This window comes from Filomicrobium insigne (assembly GCF_900104305.1).
GTDB lineage: Bacteria > Pseudomonadota > Alphaproteobacteria > Rhizobiales > Hyphomicrobiaceae > Filomicrobium > Filomicrobium insigne.
Map to the genome: position 1 here is coordinate 343397 of NZ_FNJC01000004.1, position 21798 is coordinate 365194.

At 56.6% G+C, this 21798-nt stretch carries 16 protein-coding genes; 13 read left to right on the plus strand and 3 right to left on the minus strand.

The features are described from left to right. The first annotated feature begins 82 nt into the window (after window positions 1-82). The 13 genes from BLS30_RS15305 to BLS30_RS15360 all read left to right on the plus strand — a co-directional run bounded on the left by BLS30_RS15305 (window position 83) and on the right by BLS30_RS15360 (window position 16679). Entirely contained in the window at window positions 83-1690 is a 1608-nt protein-coding gene (locus tag BLS30_RS15305) for a GMC family oxidoreductase (protein WP_090230049.1), read from the plus strand. Between the two features lie 749 nt (window positions 1691-2439). Beyond that, entirely contained in the window at window positions 2440-2784 is a 345-nt protein-coding gene (locus BLS30_RS15310) for an STAS domain-containing protein (protein WP_046478413.1), read from the plus strand. Next, entirely contained in the window at window positions 2781-3149 is a 369-nt protein-coding gene (locus tag BLS30_RS15315) for a response regulator (RefSeq protein WP_046478414.1), read from the plus strand. Before BLS30_RS15310 ends, BLS30_RS15315 begins: the two co-directional genes overlap by 4 nt. Continuing rightward, window positions 3146-3496, plus strand: a complete 351-nt coding sequence (locus BLS30_RS18540; protein WP_425284169.1) for an Hpt domain-containing protein — start codon at window positions 3146-3148, stop codon at window positions 3494-3496. Before BLS30_RS15315 ends, BLS30_RS18540 begins: the two co-directional genes overlap by 4 nt. Window positions 3497-3567: 71 nt before the next feature. Then, on the plus strand, window positions 3568-5097 hold the full coding sequence (locus tag BLS30_RS15320) for a chemotaxis protein CheA (RefSeq protein ID WP_425284170.1): 1530 nt from the start codon (window positions 3568-3570) through the stop codon (window positions 5095-5097). Then, window positions 5094-5618: a chemotaxis protein CheW gene (locus tag BLS30_RS15325; protein ID WP_244464912.1), complete on the plus strand. Its 525-nt coding sequence runs from the start codon at window positions 5094-5096 to the stop codon at window positions 5616-5618. The genes BLS30_RS15320 and BLS30_RS15325 overlap by 4 nt, the downstream gene beginning before the upstream one ends. Further along, a complete protein-coding gene (locus tag BLS30_RS15330) occupies window positions 5615-7738 on the plus strand; it encodes a HAMP domain-containing methyl-accepting chemotaxis protein (protein WP_090230051.1) in 2124 nt (707 codons plus the stop codon). The genes BLS30_RS15325 and BLS30_RS15330 overlap by 4 nt, the downstream gene beginning before the upstream one ends. A gap of 12 nt (window positions 7739-7750) precedes the next feature. Further along, window positions 7751-8239: a chemotaxis protein CheW gene (locus BLS30_RS15335; RefSeq protein ID WP_046478417.1), complete on the plus strand. Its 489-nt coding sequence runs from the start codon at window positions 7751-7753 to the stop codon at window positions 8237-8239. A 108-nt stretch (window positions 8240-8347) separates the two neighbouring features. Continuing rightward, window positions 8348-9235, plus strand: coding sequence for a CheR family methyltransferase (locus BLS30_RS15340; protein ID WP_244464913.1), 888 nt, complete (start codon window positions 8348-8350; stop codon window positions 9233-9235). A gap of 15 nt (window positions 9236-9250) precedes the next feature. Continuing rightward, window positions 9251-10378: a protein-glutamate methylesterase/protein-glutamine glutaminase gene (locus tag BLS30_RS15345; protein WP_090230054.1), complete on the plus strand. Its 1128-nt coding sequence runs from the start codon at window positions 9251-9253 to the stop codon at window positions 10376-10378. Beyond that, on the plus strand, window positions 10375-12153 hold the full coding sequence (locus tag BLS30_RS15350; protein WP_139165373.1) for a methyl-accepting chemotaxis protein: 1779 nt from the start codon (window positions 10375-10377) through the stop codon (window positions 12151-12153). The genes BLS30_RS15345 and BLS30_RS15350 overlap by 4 nt, the downstream gene beginning before the upstream one ends. A gap of 269 nt (window positions 12154-12422) precedes the next feature. Beyond that, a complete protein-coding gene (locus BLS30_RS15355) occupies window positions 12423-13490 on the plus strand; it encodes an efflux RND transporter periplasmic adaptor subunit (protein ID WP_090230059.1) in 1068 nt (355 codons plus the stop codon). 57 nt (window positions 13491-13547) lie between these two features. Further along, complete coding sequence (locus BLS30_RS15360) at window positions 13548-16679, plus strand: efflux RND transporter permease subunit (RefSeq protein WP_090230062.1); 3132 nt, start codon at window positions 13548-13550, stop codon at window positions 16677-16679. 93 nt (window positions 16680-16772) lie between these two features. Here the strand turns inward: BLS30_RS15360 and BLS30_RS15365 are convergent, their stop codons facing one another. The 3 genes from BLS30_RS15365 to BLS30_RS15375 all read right to left on the minus strand — a co-directional run bounded on the left by BLS30_RS15365 (window position 16773) and on the right by BLS30_RS15375 (window position 21683). Next, entirely contained in the window at window positions 16773-17090 is a 318-nt protein-coding gene (locus tag BLS30_RS15365) for a PilZ domain-containing protein (protein WP_046478421.1), read from the minus strand. A gap of 217 nt (window positions 17091-17307) precedes the next feature. Then, the gene (locus BLS30_RS15370; protein WP_090230064.1) at window positions 17308-20487 is read right to left on the minus strand and encodes an efflux RND transporter permease subunit; all 3180 of its coding nucleotides are present in this window, start codon (window positions 20485-20487) and stop codon (window positions 17308-17310) included. After that, window positions 20484-21683 (minus strand): efflux RND transporter periplasmic adaptor subunit, encoded by a 1200-nt coding sequence (locus BLS30_RS15375; RefSeq protein WP_090230067.1) that lies wholly within the window; start codon window positions 21681-21683, stop codon window positions 20484-20486. Before BLS30_RS15375 ends, BLS30_RS15370 begins: the two co-directional genes overlap by 4 nt. Window positions 21684-21798: the final 115 nt, after the last annotated feature.

The window sequence follows — 21798 nt, forward strand, 5'->3', positions numbered from 1 at the left end:
GGCGGGCGCAGCGAGACGGCACTGACGAAGTATCAATTGAATATGGTCCGAACCCCGGCGAGAGCCGGGGCAGGGAGAGAGCATGCCTAAGTCTTGGGGTGAATTCGATTATGTGATCGTCGGCGCTGGGTCGGCGGGCTGCGTTATCGCCAATCGGCTCAGCAGCAATCCATCGGTAAGCGTTGCGATCCTCGAAGCGGGCGGTCGCGATTGGAACCCCTGGATCCACGTGCCGGTCGGCTATTTCAAGACAATGCATAACCCGAGTGTCGATTGGTGCTACCAGACCGAGCCGGACAAGGGACTGAACGGCCGTCGGCTGGAGTGGCCGCGCGGAAAAGTGCTCGGCGGTTCAAGCTCACTGAATGGCTTGCTCTATGTGCGTGGCCAGAAAGAAGACTACGACGGCTGGCGTCAGATGGGGAACGTCGGTTGGGGTTGGGATGACGTGTTGCCCTACTTCAAGCGCGCAGAGGATCAAGAACGTGGTGAGGACGATTTCCACGGTGTCGGTGGTCCGCTTGCTGTCTCGAATATGCGGTTGAGCCGTCCTATCTGTGATGCATGGGTGGCTGCTGCGCAGAGCGCGGGATATCCGTTCAATCCTGACTACAACGGAGCTTCGCAAGAGGGTGTTGGCTATTTTCAGCTAACAGCTCGGAAGGGACGTCGCTGCAGTACGGCTGTCGGCTATCTGCATCCGATCAAGCACCGTAAGAACCTGCAGATCTTTACGCACGCGCAGACAAAGCGCCTTCTGATCGAAGAGGGACGTGCAGCTGGGGTCGTGCTTTCTCATCATGGTTCTGAATGCTTGGTGCGCGCCAAGCGAGAGGTGATCCTTAGCGCAGGTGCGATCGGTTCTCCGCAGATTCTTATGTACTCCGGAATCGGGCCAGGAAAGGAACTTGCGGAGCATGGCATCTCACCAGTGGTCGATCAGCCTGAAGTGGGCAAGAATCTGCAAGATCACTTGCAGGCACGATTGGTTTACAAGTGCAACGAACCGACCTTGAATGATGAGGTGCGTAGTCTGTTCAACCAGGCGCGGATTGGGCTCAAGTACATCATGTTCCGGGCTGGTCCGATGACGATGGCGGCAAGCCTTGCGACCGGGTTCATGCGGACAAACGACGCTGTTGCAACGCCTGATATCCAGTTTCACATTCAGCCGTGGTCTGCAGATAGTCCCGGCGAAGGCGTGCATCCGTTTTCAGCATTTACGGCATCGGTTTGCCAACTGCGCCCCGAGAGCAAGGGCGAGATTCGGATCGGCGGTCCAGATCCGCTGCAATATCCGAAGATCTATCCGAACTACCTTGCCACAGGTACGGATCAGCGGACGATTGTCGACGGCATCCGTATTGCGATGCGGATTGCAGAGGAGCAACCGCTCGCCGGAAAGATTGCATCGCGGTTCCGTCCGGGGCCGGATGTGGCGAGCGACGAGGACATCCTTGAATGGGCGCGCAATACTGCAACGACGATTTATCACCCCACGGGAACCTGCCGCATGGGGCCTGATGATCGTGCGGTTGTTGATCCGCGGCTGCGGGTGCGTGGCGTACGCGGTCTCAGGATCGCAGATTGCTCGATCATGCCGCGGATCGTGTCCGGCAATACCAACGCTCCTGCGATCATGATCGGTGAAAAGGCAAGCGACATGATTGCCGAGGATGCCGCGGCCTAGGTTTTCCTTTGAGTGTTCGGGGATGCATGACGGTCGTGCGGCGAAAGCTGCGCGGCCGTTTATGTGTTTGCCTTTTGGGCCGACCCTAAGACCGTCATCTCGCCTATGCGAATTAATAGGCTTGGGCATCTTGATTTTAATGTGCAGCCCGTGACGCGCCCTAACAGGGCGTGCGGGTGTTGAAGTGTACGCGCTAAAGTTCTGAGAAGCCACATCCGTCGGTGTTGATAGCCGCGCTTTATTATTCTTCTTGCGTGTGAGAGTTTTCCGTTTCGACGATCCAGCGCCGACTTCCTCTTTAATCGACGTTTGTGCATCCTCTCCATCAATTGATGCGATCAATCGAACCTATGGTTTCGTCAAACACACGGCGAAATTATTTTCCATTTCTGTGGGTTGATTTTTTAATTGAAGACTTCCGCATTTTGCTCGTTGGAACTCTCAAACTCGACTTGTTGAATTTTTGTTGCAGATGAATCTGTGCATTTTTTTAGTGCGATTTTCGATCCTTTGTTTGATTTAGGTGCGGCAACATTTTTTTCAAAATCGGTCGCCGAGTAATAAATGATTTAATATTTTTTCGGCATTACTACTGAGTAATGACGTCACCATCGATGTAATTTTAGACAGCTTTCGATGTGGGGCGTTGCGCACAAAGTTTTTGGTTTGAAGCTTTGTGTATTAGCGGGCGTGGGGGCGTCCGGATATCGGTTCAGAATTTGTGGCCGGTGATAAATGGGGGGCAGGATATGGCTCGGAAACGGCGCGCCAAAATCGCGCTTGCTGGTGGTCTTGGCTTACAGGACGCCAAAGACACTTGTGCGAAACTCGTTCAGGCGCTTGAGAAGTTTGACACAGTGGAAGTCGACCTCAGCGAATTGACAAGTGTCGATGTCAGTATTGTCCAACTTCTGATTGCCGCTCGCAAAAGCGCGAGCGCTAGAGGCAAAGCGCTGACGATTTCATCGAATAGTTCTGAAAATTTTCGCGGAACGCTTGCTGAAATCGGGCTGAGTGGAACGCAGGGCGGGGGCTGCAATCTGGATGCGGCCTTTTGGTTTGGTGGCAAAGGCCTGGAGGGGCAGACGCTATGAGTAAGACGATACTTACAATCGACGATTCCGCTTCTGTAAGGCAGATGGTGGCTATGACTTTGACTGGTGCGGGTTACACCGTCATTGAAGCCGCCGATGGCGCAGAGGGTTTCGCCAAGGCGACCTCCAATAAGGTCAATGCGATTATTACCGATCTCAATATGCCGGTCATGACGGGTATTGAGTTTATTCGCAAGTATCGTGCGCATCCTTCCAGCGCCGGCGTTCCGATCGTTTTTCTGACGACGGAATCCGACGAAGAGCTCAAGAGTCAAGCTAAAGCGGCTGGCGCAACCGGGTGGATCGTAAAGCCCTTCAAACAGGACCAGTTGTTGGCCGTAGTCAAAAAGATTGCAGGGTCATGACAGCAACAGATCCAAACGAAACTTTTCGCCAGGAGGCGCGTGAACTTCTGGAAAGCCTTGAGCAGTCACTTCTTGATCTCGACCAAAATCCGGAGGATCGCGATCTCGTTGACACCGCATTTCGGGCGTTGCACACGCTCAAAGGCTCTGGGGCCATGTTCGGCTTCGATGAAGTTGCAGACTTCGTGCATGACTTTGAGACGGCCTTTGATCAGGTGCGCAAGGGCAAGGCCGATATTGGCCCGAAGCTCATTAGCATTGCGCTCGCTGCAAAGGACCATGTCACTAAGCTTATTGCAGAGCCAGGTGTTGGAAGAACGCCGCACCAAAGGATGTCGCTGCTGTAGCCGAACCGACGCCTTTAGCCGAGGGTATGCAAAGCTGGCGGATCAGATTCCGGTTGCCGGACGATGCGCTCATGCTCGGGACAAATCCCGCGTTGTTGCTTGCCGAGTTGAGAGAGCTGGGCGACTGCATCGTTACGGCGTTGAGTGATGACGTTCCCTTGCTTGAGGAGATTGACGTCGAAGTTTGTTATCTGCACTGGGACGTGGTGCTCAACACGACGCGCGGGCAGGACGCAATTGAAGACGTTTTCATCTTCCTTCGCGAGGGCATGGACCTCAATATCGAGTTGATAGAGGCTCCTCCTGTAGGCGTGAACGGTGATGCCGTCGCCCCGGCTTTGTCTGCCGACGCGCCATCTGGAGCATCGAAGATCAAGCAAGGCGGACGCAAGCCAGGTTCATCCGAGCAGGCGAGCTCATCTTTGCGTGTTCCAGCGGAACGCCTCGATGAGCTTATGGACCGCGTGGGTGAATTGGTCATTGCACAGGCGCGTCTCTTGCAAATCGCGTCGGTGAGCGATGACGGCAGCCTCAAGGCGGTTGCCGAGGAGATTGAGCGGCTTGCTTCGGGGTTGCGCGATACCACCATGGGTATTCGCATGGTGCCTATCGGTACGCTGTTTGGTCGTTTCCGTCGCTTGGTTCACGACCTATCTAGCGAGCTTGGCAAGGATATCGAATTCCTCACATCCGGCGAAGAGACCGAACTCGACAAGACCGTCATTGAACGGCTGGCCGATCCGCTGGTTCACGTGATCCGGAACTCCGTTGATCATGGTCTAGAGAATCCCGTGCGTCGTGCGGCGGCTGGGAAGCCTATTCGAGGCCGTGTCAAGCTTGCCGCGGTCCATAAGGGGGCCGAGGTTGCAATCTCAATCACCGACGATGGCGCAGGGCTTGATGTCGAACGCATTCGGGCCAAGGCGGAAGAGGTTGGGTTGGTCGCACCTGATGCGAAGGTCGCCGATCATGATCTCTTCCAACTCATTTTCCATCCAGGGTTTTCGACGGCGAAGGAAGTTACTTCCGTCTCGGGTCGCGGCGTCGGCATGGATGTGGTCAAGCGTACAATCGATGCGCTGCGTGGCAGCATTGACGTTGTCTCGACGCGTGGCGAAGGAACGACTGTCACCCTGCGGTTGCCCCTTACGCTGGCAATCATCGACGGCATGTTGGTGCGGGTTGGGAACAGTCGATACACCATCCCGCTTTCGGCGGTTGAAGAATGTGTAGAGCTGCCGAACGCCGTATCCTCAGGTGGCAAAGGCCGCAACTTCCTGAATATCCGAGGTTCCCTGATCCCGTTCCTGCGTTTGCGGGAGCTTTTCAAGACGCAGGCGCCGGCTGATCTCCACCAGAAGGTGGTCATTGTTTCGGCCGGTGAGCATCGGGTCGGACTCGTCGTCGATCAGATCCTTGGCAACAACCAGACTGTCATCAAGTCACTCTCGAAACTGCACTCAGATGTCGAGACCTTTTCCGGGGCGACCATCCTTGGGGATGGCACGGTCGCGCTCATTCTCGATGTCGTGCACCTCGTTCGCTTTGGGCAAAATTTCGAGGAGCGCCTGAGGAACATGCACAGCGGGAGGGCGGCATGAGCAACGCAGCTATAAAGACCGAAACCGACTTAGCGGCGACTGGCCCAATGATGCGGGCGCTGACCCTGGGACTTCAGGATGAAGTCTTCGCCATAGAAGCGGAAAGCGTGCGTGAGATTCTCGATGTCGTTCCAATTACCGAAGTTCCCAACGCACGTCCTTTCGTGGGCGGGCTCATCAATGTGCGGGGGCGGGTCGTTCCGCTGGCCGATCTTAGGGTGATGTTCGGCATGGATCGTCCTCCGCCAGGACGCGACACCCGCATTGTCGTGATCGAAATTGAACTGGATGGCGAACCGACAATCGCGGCGATTCTCGCTGACCGGGTTCATGACGTCACCGACATCGAGTTGGCGAACATCGAAGAGGCGCCGAAGGTCGGCATGCGCTGGCGGTCTGAATATGTGCGCGGGATCGGTAAGCACGCGGAGAATTTTATCATCATCCCCGATCTGGGGCGAATCTTTGGAGTGGACGGGGGCGGAGACGCCTTGGCATCGGAGGGAAGGGTAGACCAATGAGACTTACATTGAAATTCAAACTGGGGATGGCATTTGCTGCTGTCGTCCTCTTGTCTGCCGGGGGGATGTTCCTCGGAATTACCAGCATGGCGCAGCTCAATGAGAACTTCGACGCCGTATTGGACGGTCAGGTTGAGCGTATCCGCATGGCGAACCGGATCAATGCTCGTACACTGCGCGTGACACGCGATGAAAAGAATATGATCCTTGCAACCTCGGTCGAGGAGATGGATCAGTTCGCGAAGCAGATGGCGGATGAAGACAAGAAGATCCAAGAAGAATTGGCTAATCTGCGGGCTTCCTCCAGCGATGAAGGAAAACGTCGTGCTGACGCTTTCCTTTCAGCTTGGGAGAATTACATTTCTCTCAATGAAAAGATTCAGGATTTCGCGCGGCTTCAGTCGAGCCTCAGGGCACGCCGTCTGTCTCAGAACGAGGAACGGCAGGGCTTTGATGCCGCGAATGCAGAATTGTTGCGTCTAGCAGATCGAATGAGGGGTGAGGTTGAGGCTGGACAGGCTTCGCTCGCTGTCTTCCGAGATATCGAAAGAGTCATTCCCGAGATGATGAATCTTCAGCGCATCTCAAAGAATATCATTCTTTCGCTGGACAACCGTAGCACTGTGGAGCGCTATTCAAAGGCTATGGATGAAGCCCTGGCAGGGCTTCAGACAAGGCTCGAGGCGGTCCACTCGCGTCTCAGTGACGGCGATCGTGTCATCTTGGATTCTTTCAATGCACGCTATGCCGAATGGGTCAAAGTTCTGCATCAGGTCCGTGATGTTGCCGTGGAAAACGGTAATCAGAAAGCATTTGAACTCGCGAACGGCTCCGCTGCGGAGGCCCGCAGCAAAGCTGTCGCCACATTCCAATCCATCCTTGAGCTGAATGCCAGCCAGTTGGATGAAGCGAAGGTCGCGTCTGATGCAACCTATGAGTCCAGCCGGATGATGTTGCTTGCCTTTCTTGCCGCGGCCGCTCTGATCGGAACAGGTATGGCAGTATGGATCGTTCGTGATGTTATGCGTCAGCTCGGTGGTGAGCCGGCGTATGCTCAGGAAATGGTGCGCGAAGTTGCGTCTGGAAATCTGGGTGTTGAGATTGCCACGCGCAAAGGCGACACGACGAGCCTTTTGGCTTCCGTCAATGACATGACTCTCAAGCTTCGCGAGATTATTGGTGAAGTGACCTCGGCCACGCGTAACGTTGCCTCTGGTAGTCAGGAGATGTCTGCGGCTGCCGAGCAGCTCAGCCAGGGTGCTGTCGAGCAATCATCCTCCACCGAAGAAGCGTCGTCATCGGTTGAGCAGATGGCTGCCAATATCAAGCAGAACGCTGATAACGCCGGCCAGACCGAAACCATTGCCCGTAAGGCTGCGGTTGATGCAGAGGCTTCAGGGTTGGCTGTCGGTGACGCCGTCAAGGCCATGGAGGCGATCGCAGAGAAGATTATGATCGTCCAAGAGATTGCTCGTCAGACCGATCTCTTGGCGCTCAACGCTGCGGTAGAGGCCGCTCGCGCTGGTGAGCATGGTCGTGGTTTTGCCGTGGTGGCGTCGGAAGTGCGTAAGCTTGCGGAGCGCAGCCAGGCGGCGGCTCAGGAAATCTCCGGACTATCTGGTGACACTGTGAAATCGGCGCAGTCGGCTGGCGAAATGCTCTCCAAGCTGGTGCCGGACATCAAGAGAACGGCGGAACTTGTTTCCGAAATCTCTGCGGCGTCCAACGAGCAGAATGCTGGGGCAAGTCAGATCAACGCTGCCATACAGCAGCTTGATAAGGTCACCCAGCAGAATACCTCGGCCGCTGAGGAAATGTCTTCGACCGCGGAGGAACTCGCTACTCAGGCAGAGCAGCTGCAGAATTCAATCAGCTACTTCAAGCTGGATGAAACCTCGGTTGTGTCCGCGAAAGTTCGCACAGCCAGCAAGACGCAGGGCGCACGTCGTATGACACCTTCCGCTAAGTCGGGAGTCGCGGCTCTGCAGGATGCGGTTAAAGCTGCAGCTCCACAGATTGCAGCCAAACGTCCGGCGAAAGCAAATGGTGGCTTCTCGTTCGACATGGGTGAGGGTTCCGACGAACTCGACGCTGAGTTCAAACGCCAGGGTGCGGCGTAAAGGGGGACACTCATGGCTGACATGGCCCAATATGTCACCCTTGGCATCGCGAGCGAATTGCTCGCGGTGCCAGTCGAGCGGGTGCAAGAGATTTTGGAAGTACAACTCGTATCCCGTCTGCCGCATGCACCCGACTATCTTCTCGGAATGATCGATGTGAGAGGGCAGGGCGTACCGGTGGTTGATCTCTGCCGGAAGCTGGGCTTCGACGCGAGCGAGGACACTGAGAACACGCGTATCATCGTGCTCAATGTCACGGTCTCAGGGCGTGAGCTTACGTTTGGTCTCAAAACTGACCGCGTATTTGAGGTTACGGTGCTCGATGAGCCCGACCTCGAACCGCCGCCGGAGATTGGGGTCAAATGGCGGTCTGAGTTCATCGCGGGAATCGGCCGGCGGCACCGTGCGTTTGTTACAGTTCTCGATTTAAACCGGCTCTTTGAGGCTAGCGAAATCTCCGTCATCGCTCCGTCTAATCAGGCTGATGGACGGGCGGCCTAGAAATACTTCGCGGAGTGCATCGATGTGCTCCGCGATCCTTCCCTTTCTCATTCTCCATATGTGTCTCTGATGGAGCTCTTAGCGAGTTCCAGACTTTCGGGGGTTGTCGTGTCACAGGCTTTGCTTCTTGAAGACCCAGCGGAGGAAGCGCTGGGCTATGACCGCTTGAGCGAGGCGAATTTTCGTCGCATCGCGTCGCTTATCAGCGGCAAGGTGGGCATCAAGTTGCCGAATGCCAAGCGGCTTATGGTTGAGGGGCGCTTGCGTAAGCGCATGCGTACATTGGGTCACCCAAGCCTTACGGCCTATTGCCGATTTCTCTTTGACCAGAACGGGCTCGCCACGGAACTTGTCCACGTCATTGATGCCGTGACAACAAACAAGACGGATTTCTTCCGTGAGCCTGAGCATTTTAAAGTTCTGGAAAATAAACTCTTACCATCACTTCTTGCGCGGCGTCCGAGGGGTGGAAGGCCGAGGCTCAAGTTCTGGAGTGCCGCCAGTTCGAACGGCGCTGAAGCGTATACCATTGCGATGGTGATGGCGAACTTGGCCGAGCAAACGAAGGCGTTTGATTTTGCCGTTCTTGGGACGGATATCTCTACGCGCATTTTGGCTGCGGCTGATCTAGCTGTCTATCCCGCCGAGATGGTGGTGCCGGTGCCGCCGGAATTTCAGGAGCGCTATCTTATGCGTGGGCGCTCTCCTTCCCACACGAGGGACGTTCGAATGGTTCCGGAGCTACGCCGCCGGGTACAGTTCCGTAAACTCAACCTTATGGATGACCGCTATTCCATCGATCGGGATGTGGACGTCATCTTCCTGCGCAATGTGCTCATCTATTTTGAAAAGGCGACACAGGAAGCTGTGGTGCGCCGGCTCATGGGGCATTTACGTCCAGGCGGCTTCATTATTCTCGGTCATTCCGAATCAATGATTGGCACTAATATGTCCCTGCGTCAGTGGGCGCCAGGCGTATTCCAATATGATGCGTGAGCGGGGGAGGGGTTGATGCTCGACAGATTGGCCAAGTCGGCGTCATCGGAGAAAATTCGGGTTCTTATTGTCGATGACTCCGCCACCGTGCGGCGTGCTCTTTCCGACATCATATCGAGCGCACCGGATCTCGAAGTTATGGCAACGGCGTCGGATCCCTATAAGGCGGCCGAGCGCATGCGCGATGAGATTCCCGATGTCATGTTCCTGGACATTGAAATGCCGCGCATGGATGGCCTCACATTCCTGCGCCGAATTATGGCTCAGCGACCTATTCCGGTCGTGATCTGCTCAACGCTGACGGCTGAGGGTTCGACGGCGTTCATGCAGGCACTCGAAGCCGGTGCCGTCGATGTCATTACAAAGCCGCGCGTTGATACGGCGCAGGCGCTTTCTGATTCACGGATGCGTATCTGTGACGTGGCCCGCGCCGCCGCTCATGCCCGGATTGGTGTCCGGCGGCGTGTTGTTCAGCCGGTCAAGATCGAGAAGAAGCTTACAGCGGATGCGATCATTCCCCACGTTACCCTGCGCAAACGGCCCGGTTTGATCACCGATAGGATCATTGCTATCGGGGCTTCTACCGGCGGGACGGAAGCTTTGCGGGCGGTTCTGACGGCTCTGCCTCTGGATTGTCCTGGCATCGTCATCGTTCAGCACATGCCGGAGCGGTTTACGGCATCTTTCGCCGAGCGGCTTGATGGACTTTGCCGGATTGCGGTCAAAGAAGCCGAAACGGGGGATCCCGTCATTCCCGGTCGCGCTCTTATCGCACCTGGCAATCATCATATGTTGCTGGAGCGGCTTGGGAAGCAATACCGGGTCGTCATCAAAGATGGTCCGCACGTGTCACGGCATCGGCCATCTGTAGACGTCCTGTTCCGGTCTGCGGCCCAGGCCGCGGGGGCGAACGCGATGGGCATTTTGCTCACGGGGATGGGTGATGATGGTGCGCATGGACTTCTGGAAATGCGCTCTGCCGGTGCGCGCACAGTCGCGCAGGATGAGGCGACCTGCGTCGTATTCGGAATGCCGAAAGAAGCGATCGCGTTGGGCGCGGCCGAAAAGATTTTACCCCTAGATCGTATAGCCCGTCAGATTACAGAGGACGTCCGGCGTAGCCCGGAGGCGTGTGCATCGTGAGTAAGTCTGAGAATCTAGCTGTGTCAGCCTCGTCGTTCGACCCGCGAGCGGTCTCATTTGCTGGGAAGAGGAAACAGCTTGCGGAGCCGCGCGATACGATTGAGCAGACCTTTACCGAGATGGGTGGGAGGCTGATTGGCTGCACAAGTCAGCTGCGCCAAATCGCTGACGCCCATGAGAATATGCCTGCGGAACTGCAGAGCGCAGAGTTTGAGTCCGCCATCGAGATGCTGGAGGCAATTCGCGAGCAGTTGGCAGAGTTGGTGGTGGCGCACTCTGCCGAGCAGGACGATATTGTTCAGCTGACGAGCACTGCCGGACGCGTGAAAAAGCCTCTCACCGATTTGCGGGAGGCGGTGCGTGCCATCCGCTTTATTGCGGTCAACGCGCGTGTCGTCGCTGCGGGGATCAAGGGCGCACATGGGACGTTTGACGCTTCCACAACGGATATGGCCGAATTAGGCCGCAGCGTCGAAGGTGCCGTTTCCGCATTTTCCCGTTCATTCGAGGGACTAGGAGCTGGTCTTGCAGTCGCTCGTTCGGCGAATGCTGCTTTTGCTGTTCGGCACGAAGCGACGCTCAATCATGTCTCGGGCAAATTGAGCGAACATCTTTCTATCCTTACACAGCACCGTTCGAGAGCCGCGGATAAGGCCGGAGATCATGCCGCCTCTCTCAGCCGTCTCACGGCACGAGTAGGAGAGGCTGTCGCAGCTCTTCAGATCGGGGATATTACGCGCCAACGCGTGGAGCATATTGAAGAAGCGCTGGGTATGCTTGACGACTATTCCAACGACACGGAGAAGTCGGCTATCGATCCGACACTTGGTTCCAATACCATTTCCGTAGTTCTCGGTATTCAAGCTGAGCAACTGGATGAAGCTATTTCGGACTTTGATGAACAAGTCGCGGGACTCGCACAGATACTCGGCCAGCTTGCAGAAGATACGGCCGCGGTTTTGAGGGAGAACAGCGAAGAAGCAGAGCAGCTGTTTTCAAAGAGTGGTACGGCCTTGGCGGCGTTGATCGACGACCTTCGCGAAATCTGCGTTTTGTTCGACGATTTTGAGAAGACGCATGCTGGCTTACAGAAAATTACCGGAGAAGTTGCGAAATCGGTTGGTGCGATGGTGGCGGCAATGGCTGAACACGTCGAGACTATCCGCGATATCGAGCTGCGCATCCGTATGCTCAGCCTCAACACTGTTATTCAGTGCAGTCAGTTGGGGGATCAGGGTGATGCATTGATGGTTGTGGCACAGAACCTGCGTTCTCTGGCGGAAGCGACGGTGGAAGCGGCGGAGTCGATTATGACCGAGTTGGCTGAGGTTGATATGCTCGCGCAGCGACTCGTTGAACGACGTTCGGCAGCGGCGGCTGATAACGCCTCGGCTCTCGGCCAAGGCGCACGGGACGCTATCGCCTTGTTTGAAACGGCCGTTGGCCGCATGCGGGCATGCGTAGAGACGATGTCGTCCGCCGGGCCTCGGACGATTTCTCTTTTGGATGAAACAATTCGAAGCGTTTCCGGACGTCGTGAGTTTGCGGACACCTGGCCGGCGGTTCTGCGCGAATTCCAGGTGATTGCTCCGACAAATGTTCAGAAGACGGCAGCTTCCGGGTTCGATCAGGCCTTCATGGGTAAGTTGCGCGCCCGTTATACGATGGACAGTGAGCGTCGCTTGCATGATCTATTGTTGGGTGCGGCTCCGGATAGTCAGGCCGTCACCGCACCGTTGGAGCTGGAAACGAGCCTCGACGACATTTTCTTTTAACAGGCGGGAACACCCTCGCACCACGCTGACGGTGCCTGCTCAGATCGCCCGCATGTCGCTGGGGTGAGTAAATCGAGGCCCCGGGGTCCCTTCCGTATTTTCTGTTGTCCTAAGCGTGGATTTACACGCTCCGTATCCGTTGCACAATTCATCGTGATGATGCGTGCAACGGATTTTGCCGGGCTTTCTCGTTGTGCTGTTTGAATTGACGGTTGGTCGTGTCTCGGCGACTAGTACCGCGCAATAGGGCACACCTTGAGGGTCACCGGATGATTGGGATTTTTCCTGGTTCTACTCGTGGTTACGGGCAGAACGTGATTTATACGGCCGCCGTCTTCTTGTTGGCGGCCTCGTTTTTCGCTCCGCCTGCCGAAGCGCAACGCCGTCGCGGCGGGGATGAACCTCCGGCAATCACGTTTGTCGACGTGTCTATGCGGCCACGCAATGACCGTGTTGCCGCAGTCGGGTCAAGCCGCGCACGTCAGGAAGTGACGCTTACGGCTCGAGTGGCTGGTGTGGTGTCGGATGTACTTTTTGAAGGTGGGTCCAAGGTCTCAGAGGACGAGCCTCTATTAAAGCTCTTATCGGAGCCGGAGGCTATTGCCGTTGAAACCGCTGAGGCTCAGCGCGCCCAGGCATTTGATACCGTCGAAAGATACAATCAGCTCAGTTCCGGTTCCATTACCCGCGTGGCGAAGTCGGAGGCTGAAACCGCGCTCAAAGTCGCCGATGCTGCGCTACGCGCGGCGCGTTACCAGCTCGATCAGATGACCATCCGGGCTCCTTTTGCAGGTGTCATGGGACTGACGAATTTGCAACCTGGTGATTACGTTGCTGTTGGTGATGCGATCGCCACGATCGACGATCGATCTACCTTGATCATCGAATTCACGGTGCCGGAAGCGGTCGCGTCCTCGGTCAAGATTGGGCTGCCGGTTCGGGCCAACCCGATCGCGCGAACAGGTGATGTTTCCAATGGCAAAGTACAGGCTGTGGGTACGCGCATCGACCCAGTTTCACGGACATTGCGGGTCCGCGCCGAAATCCCGAATACAGATCTTTCCCTCATCCCGGGTTCAACCTTTTCTGTCAGCATTCGCCTCCCTGGCGAAGAAGCTCCAGAGCTTCCTGGTCTCGCGATTCAATGGGATCGCGCGGGTGCATTCGTCTGGCGCTTGACTGAGGAGAACACCGTCGAACGCGTCGATGCCGTAATCCTTGCCCGTAACGGCGACCGTGTGCTTGTCGAGGCCGATCTCGAGGCCGGCGATAAAGTTGTGCATGAAGGCGGTGGCTTTCTGCGCGCGGGACAAACCGTCAATCCGCAAAACTCCTAACGAGCGCCTTCCTGGTGTCGTGAACGTTTCCCTCGGAACAACTTTGGAATTCAGACGATGACCGCTGCGCCCGAAGGCTCGCAATCAAGCTCGAAACCGGATGATGGGGGATGGGTTGGCGTCTTTATTCGCCGGCCGATTCTCGCCTTGGTGGTCAATCTGTTGATCATCATTGCCGGTGTCGCGGCTCTGCAATCTATCGAAATTCGCGAGCTTCCTGACGTTGACCGTCCCGTCGTTACGGTGCGCGCGAGTTATCCCGGGGCAACACCGGAAAGTATGGATGCTCAAATCACGGCGATCATCGAAAGTGCTGTGTCTCGGGTGCAGGGGATTACCGGCATATCGTCAACGTCCTCGTACGGCTCGAGCCGCGTTTCCATCGAGTTCTCCAGTGAGACGAACATGGAAACTGCGGCGATGGACGTGCGTGATGCCGTTGCCGGGATCACCAATCAACTGCCCGACGATATGGATGAAGAACCCCGCGTGATTAAAGCTGACTCGGATGCTTCGCCGATCATTCGGATAGCCGTTTCTTCGACGACGCTTTCCGAAAGTGAGCTTACGGACTACGTCGAAAACATCATCGAGGATCGTCTCGCTGCCGTTGAGGGCGTCGCGGCTGCCAACTCCTACGGCTTACGTGCCAAGACCATCGAGGTGAGGGCGTCGCTCGTCGCTCTGGCGGGACGTGGCTTAAGCCTTCAGGATCTCATCGCCGCGATCAACAAAGCTTCTGTGGTCACGCCATCAGGTGCTCTTGAAAACGAGACGCAGCAGCTTCTCGTTCGTGCGGAAGCGCCCGTTATGTCTCCAACAGATGTGAGCGCCTTAGAGATCAATTCACACACGAAGGTTGGCGACGTTGCCTTTGTCCGGTGGGCGTTTCAAGAGGCGACCGCCGTGACCCGTCTCAATGGGGAAACCGCCATCGGAATGGAGATCATCCGTCAGGCGCAAGCGAACACGATCCGAATCTCCGATGGTGTGCGCGCCGCGGTCGAAGAGCTTCGCAAATCATTGCCCGAAGGCGTGACCATCGCGATCACGTCTGATGACGCGACGTTCATACGTGAGTCCATCTCGGAAGTTTTCATCAGCCTTTTGTTGGCGACGGCAATTGTGATCTTGATCATTTTTGCCTTTCTGCAGTCGGTGCGTGCGACGGTGGCGCCAGCGTTGGCGATCCCTGTATCGCTTATCGGAACGTTAGCCGCGATATGGATGGCAGGGTTTTCGATAAACCTACTGACGCTTTTGGCGCTCGTAGTCGCGACGGGCCTCGTTGTCGACGACGCTATTGTGGTTCTTGAAAACATAGCCAGACGGCGAGCGATGGGCGCAGGTCCTCGCGCGGCCGCGGTTCTTGGAACGAAGGAGATCGTCTTCGCCGTGCTTTCCACCACGGCGACGCTCGCGGCTGTGTTTGTGCCCATTTCGTTCATGCCGGGCATCGTGGGCAACCTGTTCTCCGAGTTCGGATTTGTGCTGGCCTTCGCGGTGACGATTTCGTCTGCGGTGGCGTTGATCCTTTGCCCGATGTTGGCATCGAAGCTTGGAACCGGGGTCTCGATCTCTGATGGAGAAACACGCAAAGGCCTGTTGGGAGGCGTGGGAGCGCTGGGGGCCGCCGCTTACGGTGCAATTCTCAATCTATGTTTGAAGTTGCGTTATCTCTTCATTGCACTTTGCCTCGGCTTTGCTGCGCTGGGCTGGCTTGCGTACGAGAACTTGCCTAAGGAGATCACGCCGACGGAGGATCGTGGCGTTGTGCTTATCCGTCTTGGGACGCAGCAAGGCAGCAATCTCCAGTATTCAGCGCAGAAGACAGAGCGCGTCGAGGCCGTTCTTCACGAACTCAAGGATCGTGGAGAAGTGACCGATGTGTTGGCGATGATCGGTCGCGGTGGGGTGAATCGGGCTTTTGTGATTGCCCCGCTCGCGCCTTGGTCGGAGAGATCACGTAGCCAGCAGGAGATACAAGCTGAGCTTCAACGCCGCTTCGCATCCATACCGGGTATAACGGTTTCACTGTTGTCACCAAACAGTCTTGGTATTCGTGGTGGCGGGCAAGGCCTGAGGTTTGCGGTTGCAGGGCCGAACTATGACCGGCTTGCCGACGTCGCTCTTAAGATTGCAAACAAACTTTCTGAGACGCCCGGCTTTCGTAACGCGCGGACTGATTACGACACCACGCAACCGCAGCTTTCCGTTCGCATCAACCGCGAGGCGGCGACGACGCTCGGCGTGTCGATCGACACCATCACAAGCCTGATCAACACGATGGTGGACTATGGCAAGGCGGCGGATCTCTTCATTGACGATGAGATCGTTGAAGTGCAGGTCAAGGCGGGTGGGCGCCCGATCAATGATCCTTCGGACCTTGAAAATCTTTTCGTCAAAGCATCGGATGGTAGCTTCATCACCTTGTCCTCCCTTGTAACAATGGAGGAGGTGGCTATTGCTCCAAGCTTAAGCCGTGAGGATCGACAACGGTCCGTGCCGATCACCGCGTCGTTGAATCAGGATGTCGTGCTCGGTGACGCGGTGACAACGATGCGAACGGTGGCTGCCCCGCTTATGGATCCGAACATGTCAATTATCCTGCTCGGTGAAGCACGGACACTATCGGAAACTAGCGAAAACACGGCACTGGTTTTCTCAATAGCGCTTATCATTGTCTTCCTAGTTCTGGCGGCTCAGTTTGAGAGCATTGTCAGCGCGCTCGTCATCCTCCTGACCGTTCCATTTGGCTTGGCGGCTGCGGTCTTCGCTATCCAGCTCACGGGTGGGACGCTCAATGTTTATAGCCAGATTGGGCTCGTTCTCCTCGTGGGTGTGATGGCGAAGAATGGTATTCTGATTGTTGAATTCGCAAACCAGCGCCGGGATGAAGGCGCGGACGTCGATACTGCGATCCGTGATGCGGCGACGACCCGGTTGCGTCCCGTGATGATGACGATGGCGTCGACCGTCTTGGGTGCGCTCCCCCTGATATTCGCGACGGGTGCCGGTGCGGAGTCGCGTTTGGCTTTGGGCTGGGTGATTATCGGCGGCTTGGGGTTTGCGACGATCTTCACGCTCTTCCTGACGCCGATTACATTTCGGATACTGGCGCCGTTTTCAAAACCGCGGGCTGATGAAACGCGCTTGCTGGTGGAGGAGTTGAAATCGGCGCCGCAGTAGCGTTAGAGGACGCATCAAGCATTTTCAAAACCATTGCGGCCTCTAACGATCTGTTCGCTAGAGGCCGCGATCTTATGGTTATGGTATCGGACGTCACGTGAAGACGGGGGAAAGGTCCTTCAGGTGTTTTAAGGCGCGTGCACGTTCGCTGTTTGCGGAAAGCGGTTCCGACAACCGGACACCCACCGTTTTATAGGCACGGCGGACGACGGTGGCTTCGCGAAGTGACAACTCAGCTCTTCTGAACAGAAAAAATTGGTCAGGAAGCTCCTCATTGCTTTCCATAAGAAGGCGCGCGCCGCCTTCTGACGTGTCGAGTATGATGCAATTCACGGGAGTGCGGCCGTCGTCAAAGACAATCTTGGCCAGCTTCTTAGTGTGGGTTCTACGGGATTTTCGGTGTTCGTTCATGGGGCGATACACCAGCCTTTTCGGGACAATTGCTCTAGATGACAGAAATCCCTCATACTTTAGCTGTCACTCATTTAAAATCGGATAATCGAATTGCAGATTTCTAGTTTTATTAATTTGTGCGCAGATGTCCCTTTTCTAGGCAGCGATTTATCTCTTTGCGCCGCGCTATCGGCATCTTCTTCCGTCAGCGCGGCGCATGATCATTGTGTTCTTTCTAGGTGTGCACGGGATCAGCAGAGATTGATCCTTGGCTTTGATTTGTTGCTTGTCTGCGGGTGAGCAGACGGCGCACCGTCACGTAGAAGACCGGCGTAAAGAACAGGCCGAATACGGTGACGCCGAGCATCCCAAAGAATACCGCTGTACCAATGGCGTGGCGTAGTTCTGCGCCGGCACCTTCAGCGATCATCAGTGGCACAACGCCGAGAATGAACGCCAGCGATGTCATCAAGATCGGACGCAACCGCAAGCGGCCAGCCTGCACGACGGCATCGTCAATGGATTGGCCATGAGCTTCGAGGTCACGTGCAAACTCGACGATCAGGATTGCGTTCTTTGCGGCCAAGCCAACGAGAACAACGAGGCCCACCTGCGTCAGAATGTTGTTGTCCTGGCCCATCCACATCACGCCGCCGATTGCTGAGAGTAAGCACATTGGAACGATCAGGATGACGGCAAGTGGCAACGACCAGCTTTCGTATTGTGAGGCCAGGACGAGGTAGACGAAGACCACGCTCAGGAGGAAGATCACAATACCGCCTCCGGCCAAACGCTGCTGATAGGACAGCTCGGTCCATTCGATGGCGTAATCGCTCGATAAGGTCTTTGCTGCGATTTCCTCCACCAGATCGAGTGCGGCGCCAGAACTTACATTCGGGACTGCGGACCCAATGACTTCAGCGGTTGGGAACAAGTTATAGCGTGGCACGCGATCGGGTGCGGCTTGGGTCTTGAAGGTCGCAATCGACCCCAGCGGAACCATCGCACCGGAGTCGCCCTTCGTTTTGAGCCTGCTAATTTGCTCGATATCGAGACGGTTCCGGCCCTCCGCCTGGGCGATTACCTGATACGTGCGTCCGGAGAGGTTAAAGTCATTGACGTAGCTGCTGCCGAGATAGGTTTCGAGGGTTTCGTGGACGCTTGCTACGGCGACGCCGAGCATCTCAGCTTGCGTGCGGTCGATGTCGAAGAAGTACTCCGGCGCCGACGCGTTGAACGGCGTGAACGTAAACGCAATTCGAGGATCCGCCCTGAGCGCAGCCAACAGTTTCTGGGTGGCATCTTCGAGCGCTACAGAGCCGTGGTTGTTGAGATCCTGCACCCGCAATGAGAAGCCGCCGGATGCGCCAATGCCACGGATCGTCGGAGGTGCGATGATTGTAATCTGGGCACCTGCGATATCGGCGAAACGCTTGTTCAGCTCGGCTTGGATTGCCGTTGCGGATTTTGATTTGTCATGGCGTTTTTTAAAATCCTCCAGCTGGACGAAGACCACGCCAGCGCTGCTGCTCTGTGTTCCGGTTGCCAGATTTTGGCCTGGGAACATGTGTGCCCACTCCACTCCTGGAATTTGGCGGGAGCGGGCTCCCACTTCGCGAACGATGTCGTCTGTCCGCTGCAAGGATGCGCCTGGCGGCAACTGAACCAAGGCAATGAGATAGCCCTGGTCCGCAGCGGGGACGAAGCCGCGCGGAACCTGGACGAACGCCCAGACAGCCGCCGCGATCAATCCCGCGTAGAGCACCAACATGAAACCCGTCCTGCGGATCGCTTGTCGCGTTAGTGCGGCGTATCCGGAAGCCAACTTGTCGAAGAAAGTATTGAAGCCGTTGATGAGGGGCTGAAGCAGTCTGGCCAAGATACTCGGACGGCGCGTATGGGTGTCGTGCTTTTTGAGAAGCAACCCAGCTAGGGCAGGACTCAAGGTCAGCGAGTTGAACGCCGAGATCAACGTCGCGACTGCGATCACTACGGCAAACTGCCGGAAGAACTCACCAGAGATGCCATCGAGGAACATGGTTGGAACGAACACCGACGTCAGCACGAGTGCGATTGAAATCAGTGCCCCGCCCACTTCGTCCATGGTCTTGCGCGCAGCTTCCTTGGGTGACAATCCCTCGCGTAGATAGCGTTCGACGTTTTCGACGACGACGATGGCGTCGTCGACAACGATGCCAACGGCCAGCACCAATGCGAACAGTGTCAGGGTATTGATGGTGTAACCGAGCGCCGCCATGACGGCGAACGTTCCAACAAGAGATACTGGAATAGCCAGAAGCGGAATGATCGTGGCTCTTCCGCTTTGCAAGAAGAGGATGACCACGAAGACGACGAGGGCGATGGCCTCGTAGATGGTGTGTTCCAACGCTTCGATGGATGTCCGGACGAAGAATTCGGTTGGATTATAGGTCATCCGATAATCGACACCGGATGGAAAACCTTCCGCCAATTTCGCCATCGTCGATTGAATAGACGTCGAGGCATCGAGCGCGTTGGTGCCGGGTCGCTGGAAGACGAGCAGCGCGACCACGGGAGTGTCGTTGATGTAGGCATTAGTGCCGTAGTTGCGGGCACCGAGTTCGGTCCGTGCGATATCGCGCAGACGCACGACACGGCCGTCGTCGGTGCGCTTGACAATGATTTGCTCGAACTCTTGGGGTTCGATGAAGCGGCCTTGGACAGTCAAAGACGGTTGAAAGGCGCGATCCGTCGGAACTGGCGGCTGGCCGAGAACGCCGCCTGCAACCTGTACGTTCTGGGCGCGCAAAGCTTCTACAACTTCCGATGCCGACAAGCCCATTTCAGCGACTTTGTCAGGGTCCAACCACACGCGCATTGCGTAGTCGCGTGCACCCAGTATCTGGACGCTGCCGATGCCGGACAACCGGCTGAGAACCGGGACAATTCGTTGGGTCGCGTAGTTGGATAGATAGAGCTGGTCGCGGCTATTGTCGGGAGAAATGAGCTGGGCAACAAGAAGGAAATCGGGTGAGTTTTTCTCTACCGTGACGCCGATGCGCCGAACGACCTCGGGAAGGCGAGGTTCGGCGAGTGCAACGCGGTTCTGAACCAGCATCTGCGCTTTGTCCAAATCGGTTCCGATGCGGAATGTCACAGTGAGACTGAGGCGACCGTCCTGAGTTGATTGAGACTGCATGTAGAGCATGTCGTCGACGCCGTTCACTTCTTGCTCAATTGGCGTCGCGACCGTGTCGGCAATCGTTTTAGCGTTGGCGCCGGGGTATTGAGCTGACACCGTCACTGTTGGCGGAATAACTTCTGGGTACTGGGAAATTGGGAGCCGGCTTGCGGCGACGGCTCCGATGATCAGGGTAGCGATCGACAAGGCGATCGCGAATACCGGCCGATCAATGAAGTAGCGACCGAGTGTCATCGGGCGATCTCCTCAGAGGTAATGCGAGCAGTTTTGATATCGGGCTCGGAGGGGGTAGAGCTGATGGCGACTTCCTGGCCGGCTCGAATGCGCTGCAGGCCGGAGGTCACCACAATATCGCTGGGCGTAATGCCGGTGCGAATGACGCGTAGGCCGTCGACGATGGGCCCTAGCGTGACATTGCGCAGTTCGGCCTTGCCATTTTTAACGACGTAGACGACGCGGGAAGCTTGGTCGGTGGCGATGGCTTCGTCTGGGATCAACACGGCATCGTAAGCACCGCTCGCGATAAGCTTAACGCGTGCGAACAGTCCAGGAGTGAAGACGAGATCCTGGTTACTCACGATGGCGCGCGCCCGAACCGTTGCGCTTGCCCGATCCACCTGATTGGACAGAAAGTCCATGGTTCCGGAATGGGGAAATCCCTTATCGTCTGGCAGTGCAATTTGAACTGGGTTGGGGGCTTCGCGTGAACTTGGCCGCGTGCCATTCCGCGCGGCGCGGACGTATTTCAGGTATGCGTTCTGATCGACGTCGAAAACCACGTGGATGGGGTCCAGAGACACGATGTCAGTGAGAACCGTGGCGTCAATTCCGCCGCCGCCGATCAAGTTGCCGACGTCGACCTTATGACTGTCGATGCGCCCAGAAACGGGTGCACGGATTTCCGTGAACTCCAGGTCGAGCAGCGCGCGGTCCAACGCAGCTTTCGCGGTGAGGACGCGTGCTTCGGCCTGCCGGACGCCTGACGCGCGCTCGTCATAAAGCCGCTCAGGTACGGTCTGCGACGGACGCAACGCTGCCGCGCGAGACAGTTCCTGGCGAGCGAATTCCAGTGCGGCTTCCGCAGCCCCGACATCGGCTTGCGTGGATGCGACTGCCAGTTTGAAGGGTCGCTGATCGATCGTGAACAGCAAGTCACCCTCTTTTACGAGCTGGCCATCCTTGAAGTGAATGGCGGTGAGGTAGCCGCTTACACGCGCTCGGACCTGGACGCTTTCAACGGCGGTGAACCGTCCTGTGTATTCGTCCCACTCGGTGATTTTTTTGACTGTCGGCGCTACAGCGACGACCTGCGGTGGCGCAGGGGATGCGGCGGCGGTTTTGGTCTCGTTGAGGTCGCAGCCAGCAAGCACCATCGCGATGGCCACGAGGAAGGCAAGCCCTAGGGCTATAAAGGCGGGGGATCGGATCATCTCTTATGGGCTCCGTTTGGGACCGTTTGTTGTTGTGGCAGCGAGCGTTCTGTTTCAGCTGCTGCCTAGGATGAGGACGCTGAACAAGACGATGAGAACGGCTTCGCCGGCGAAG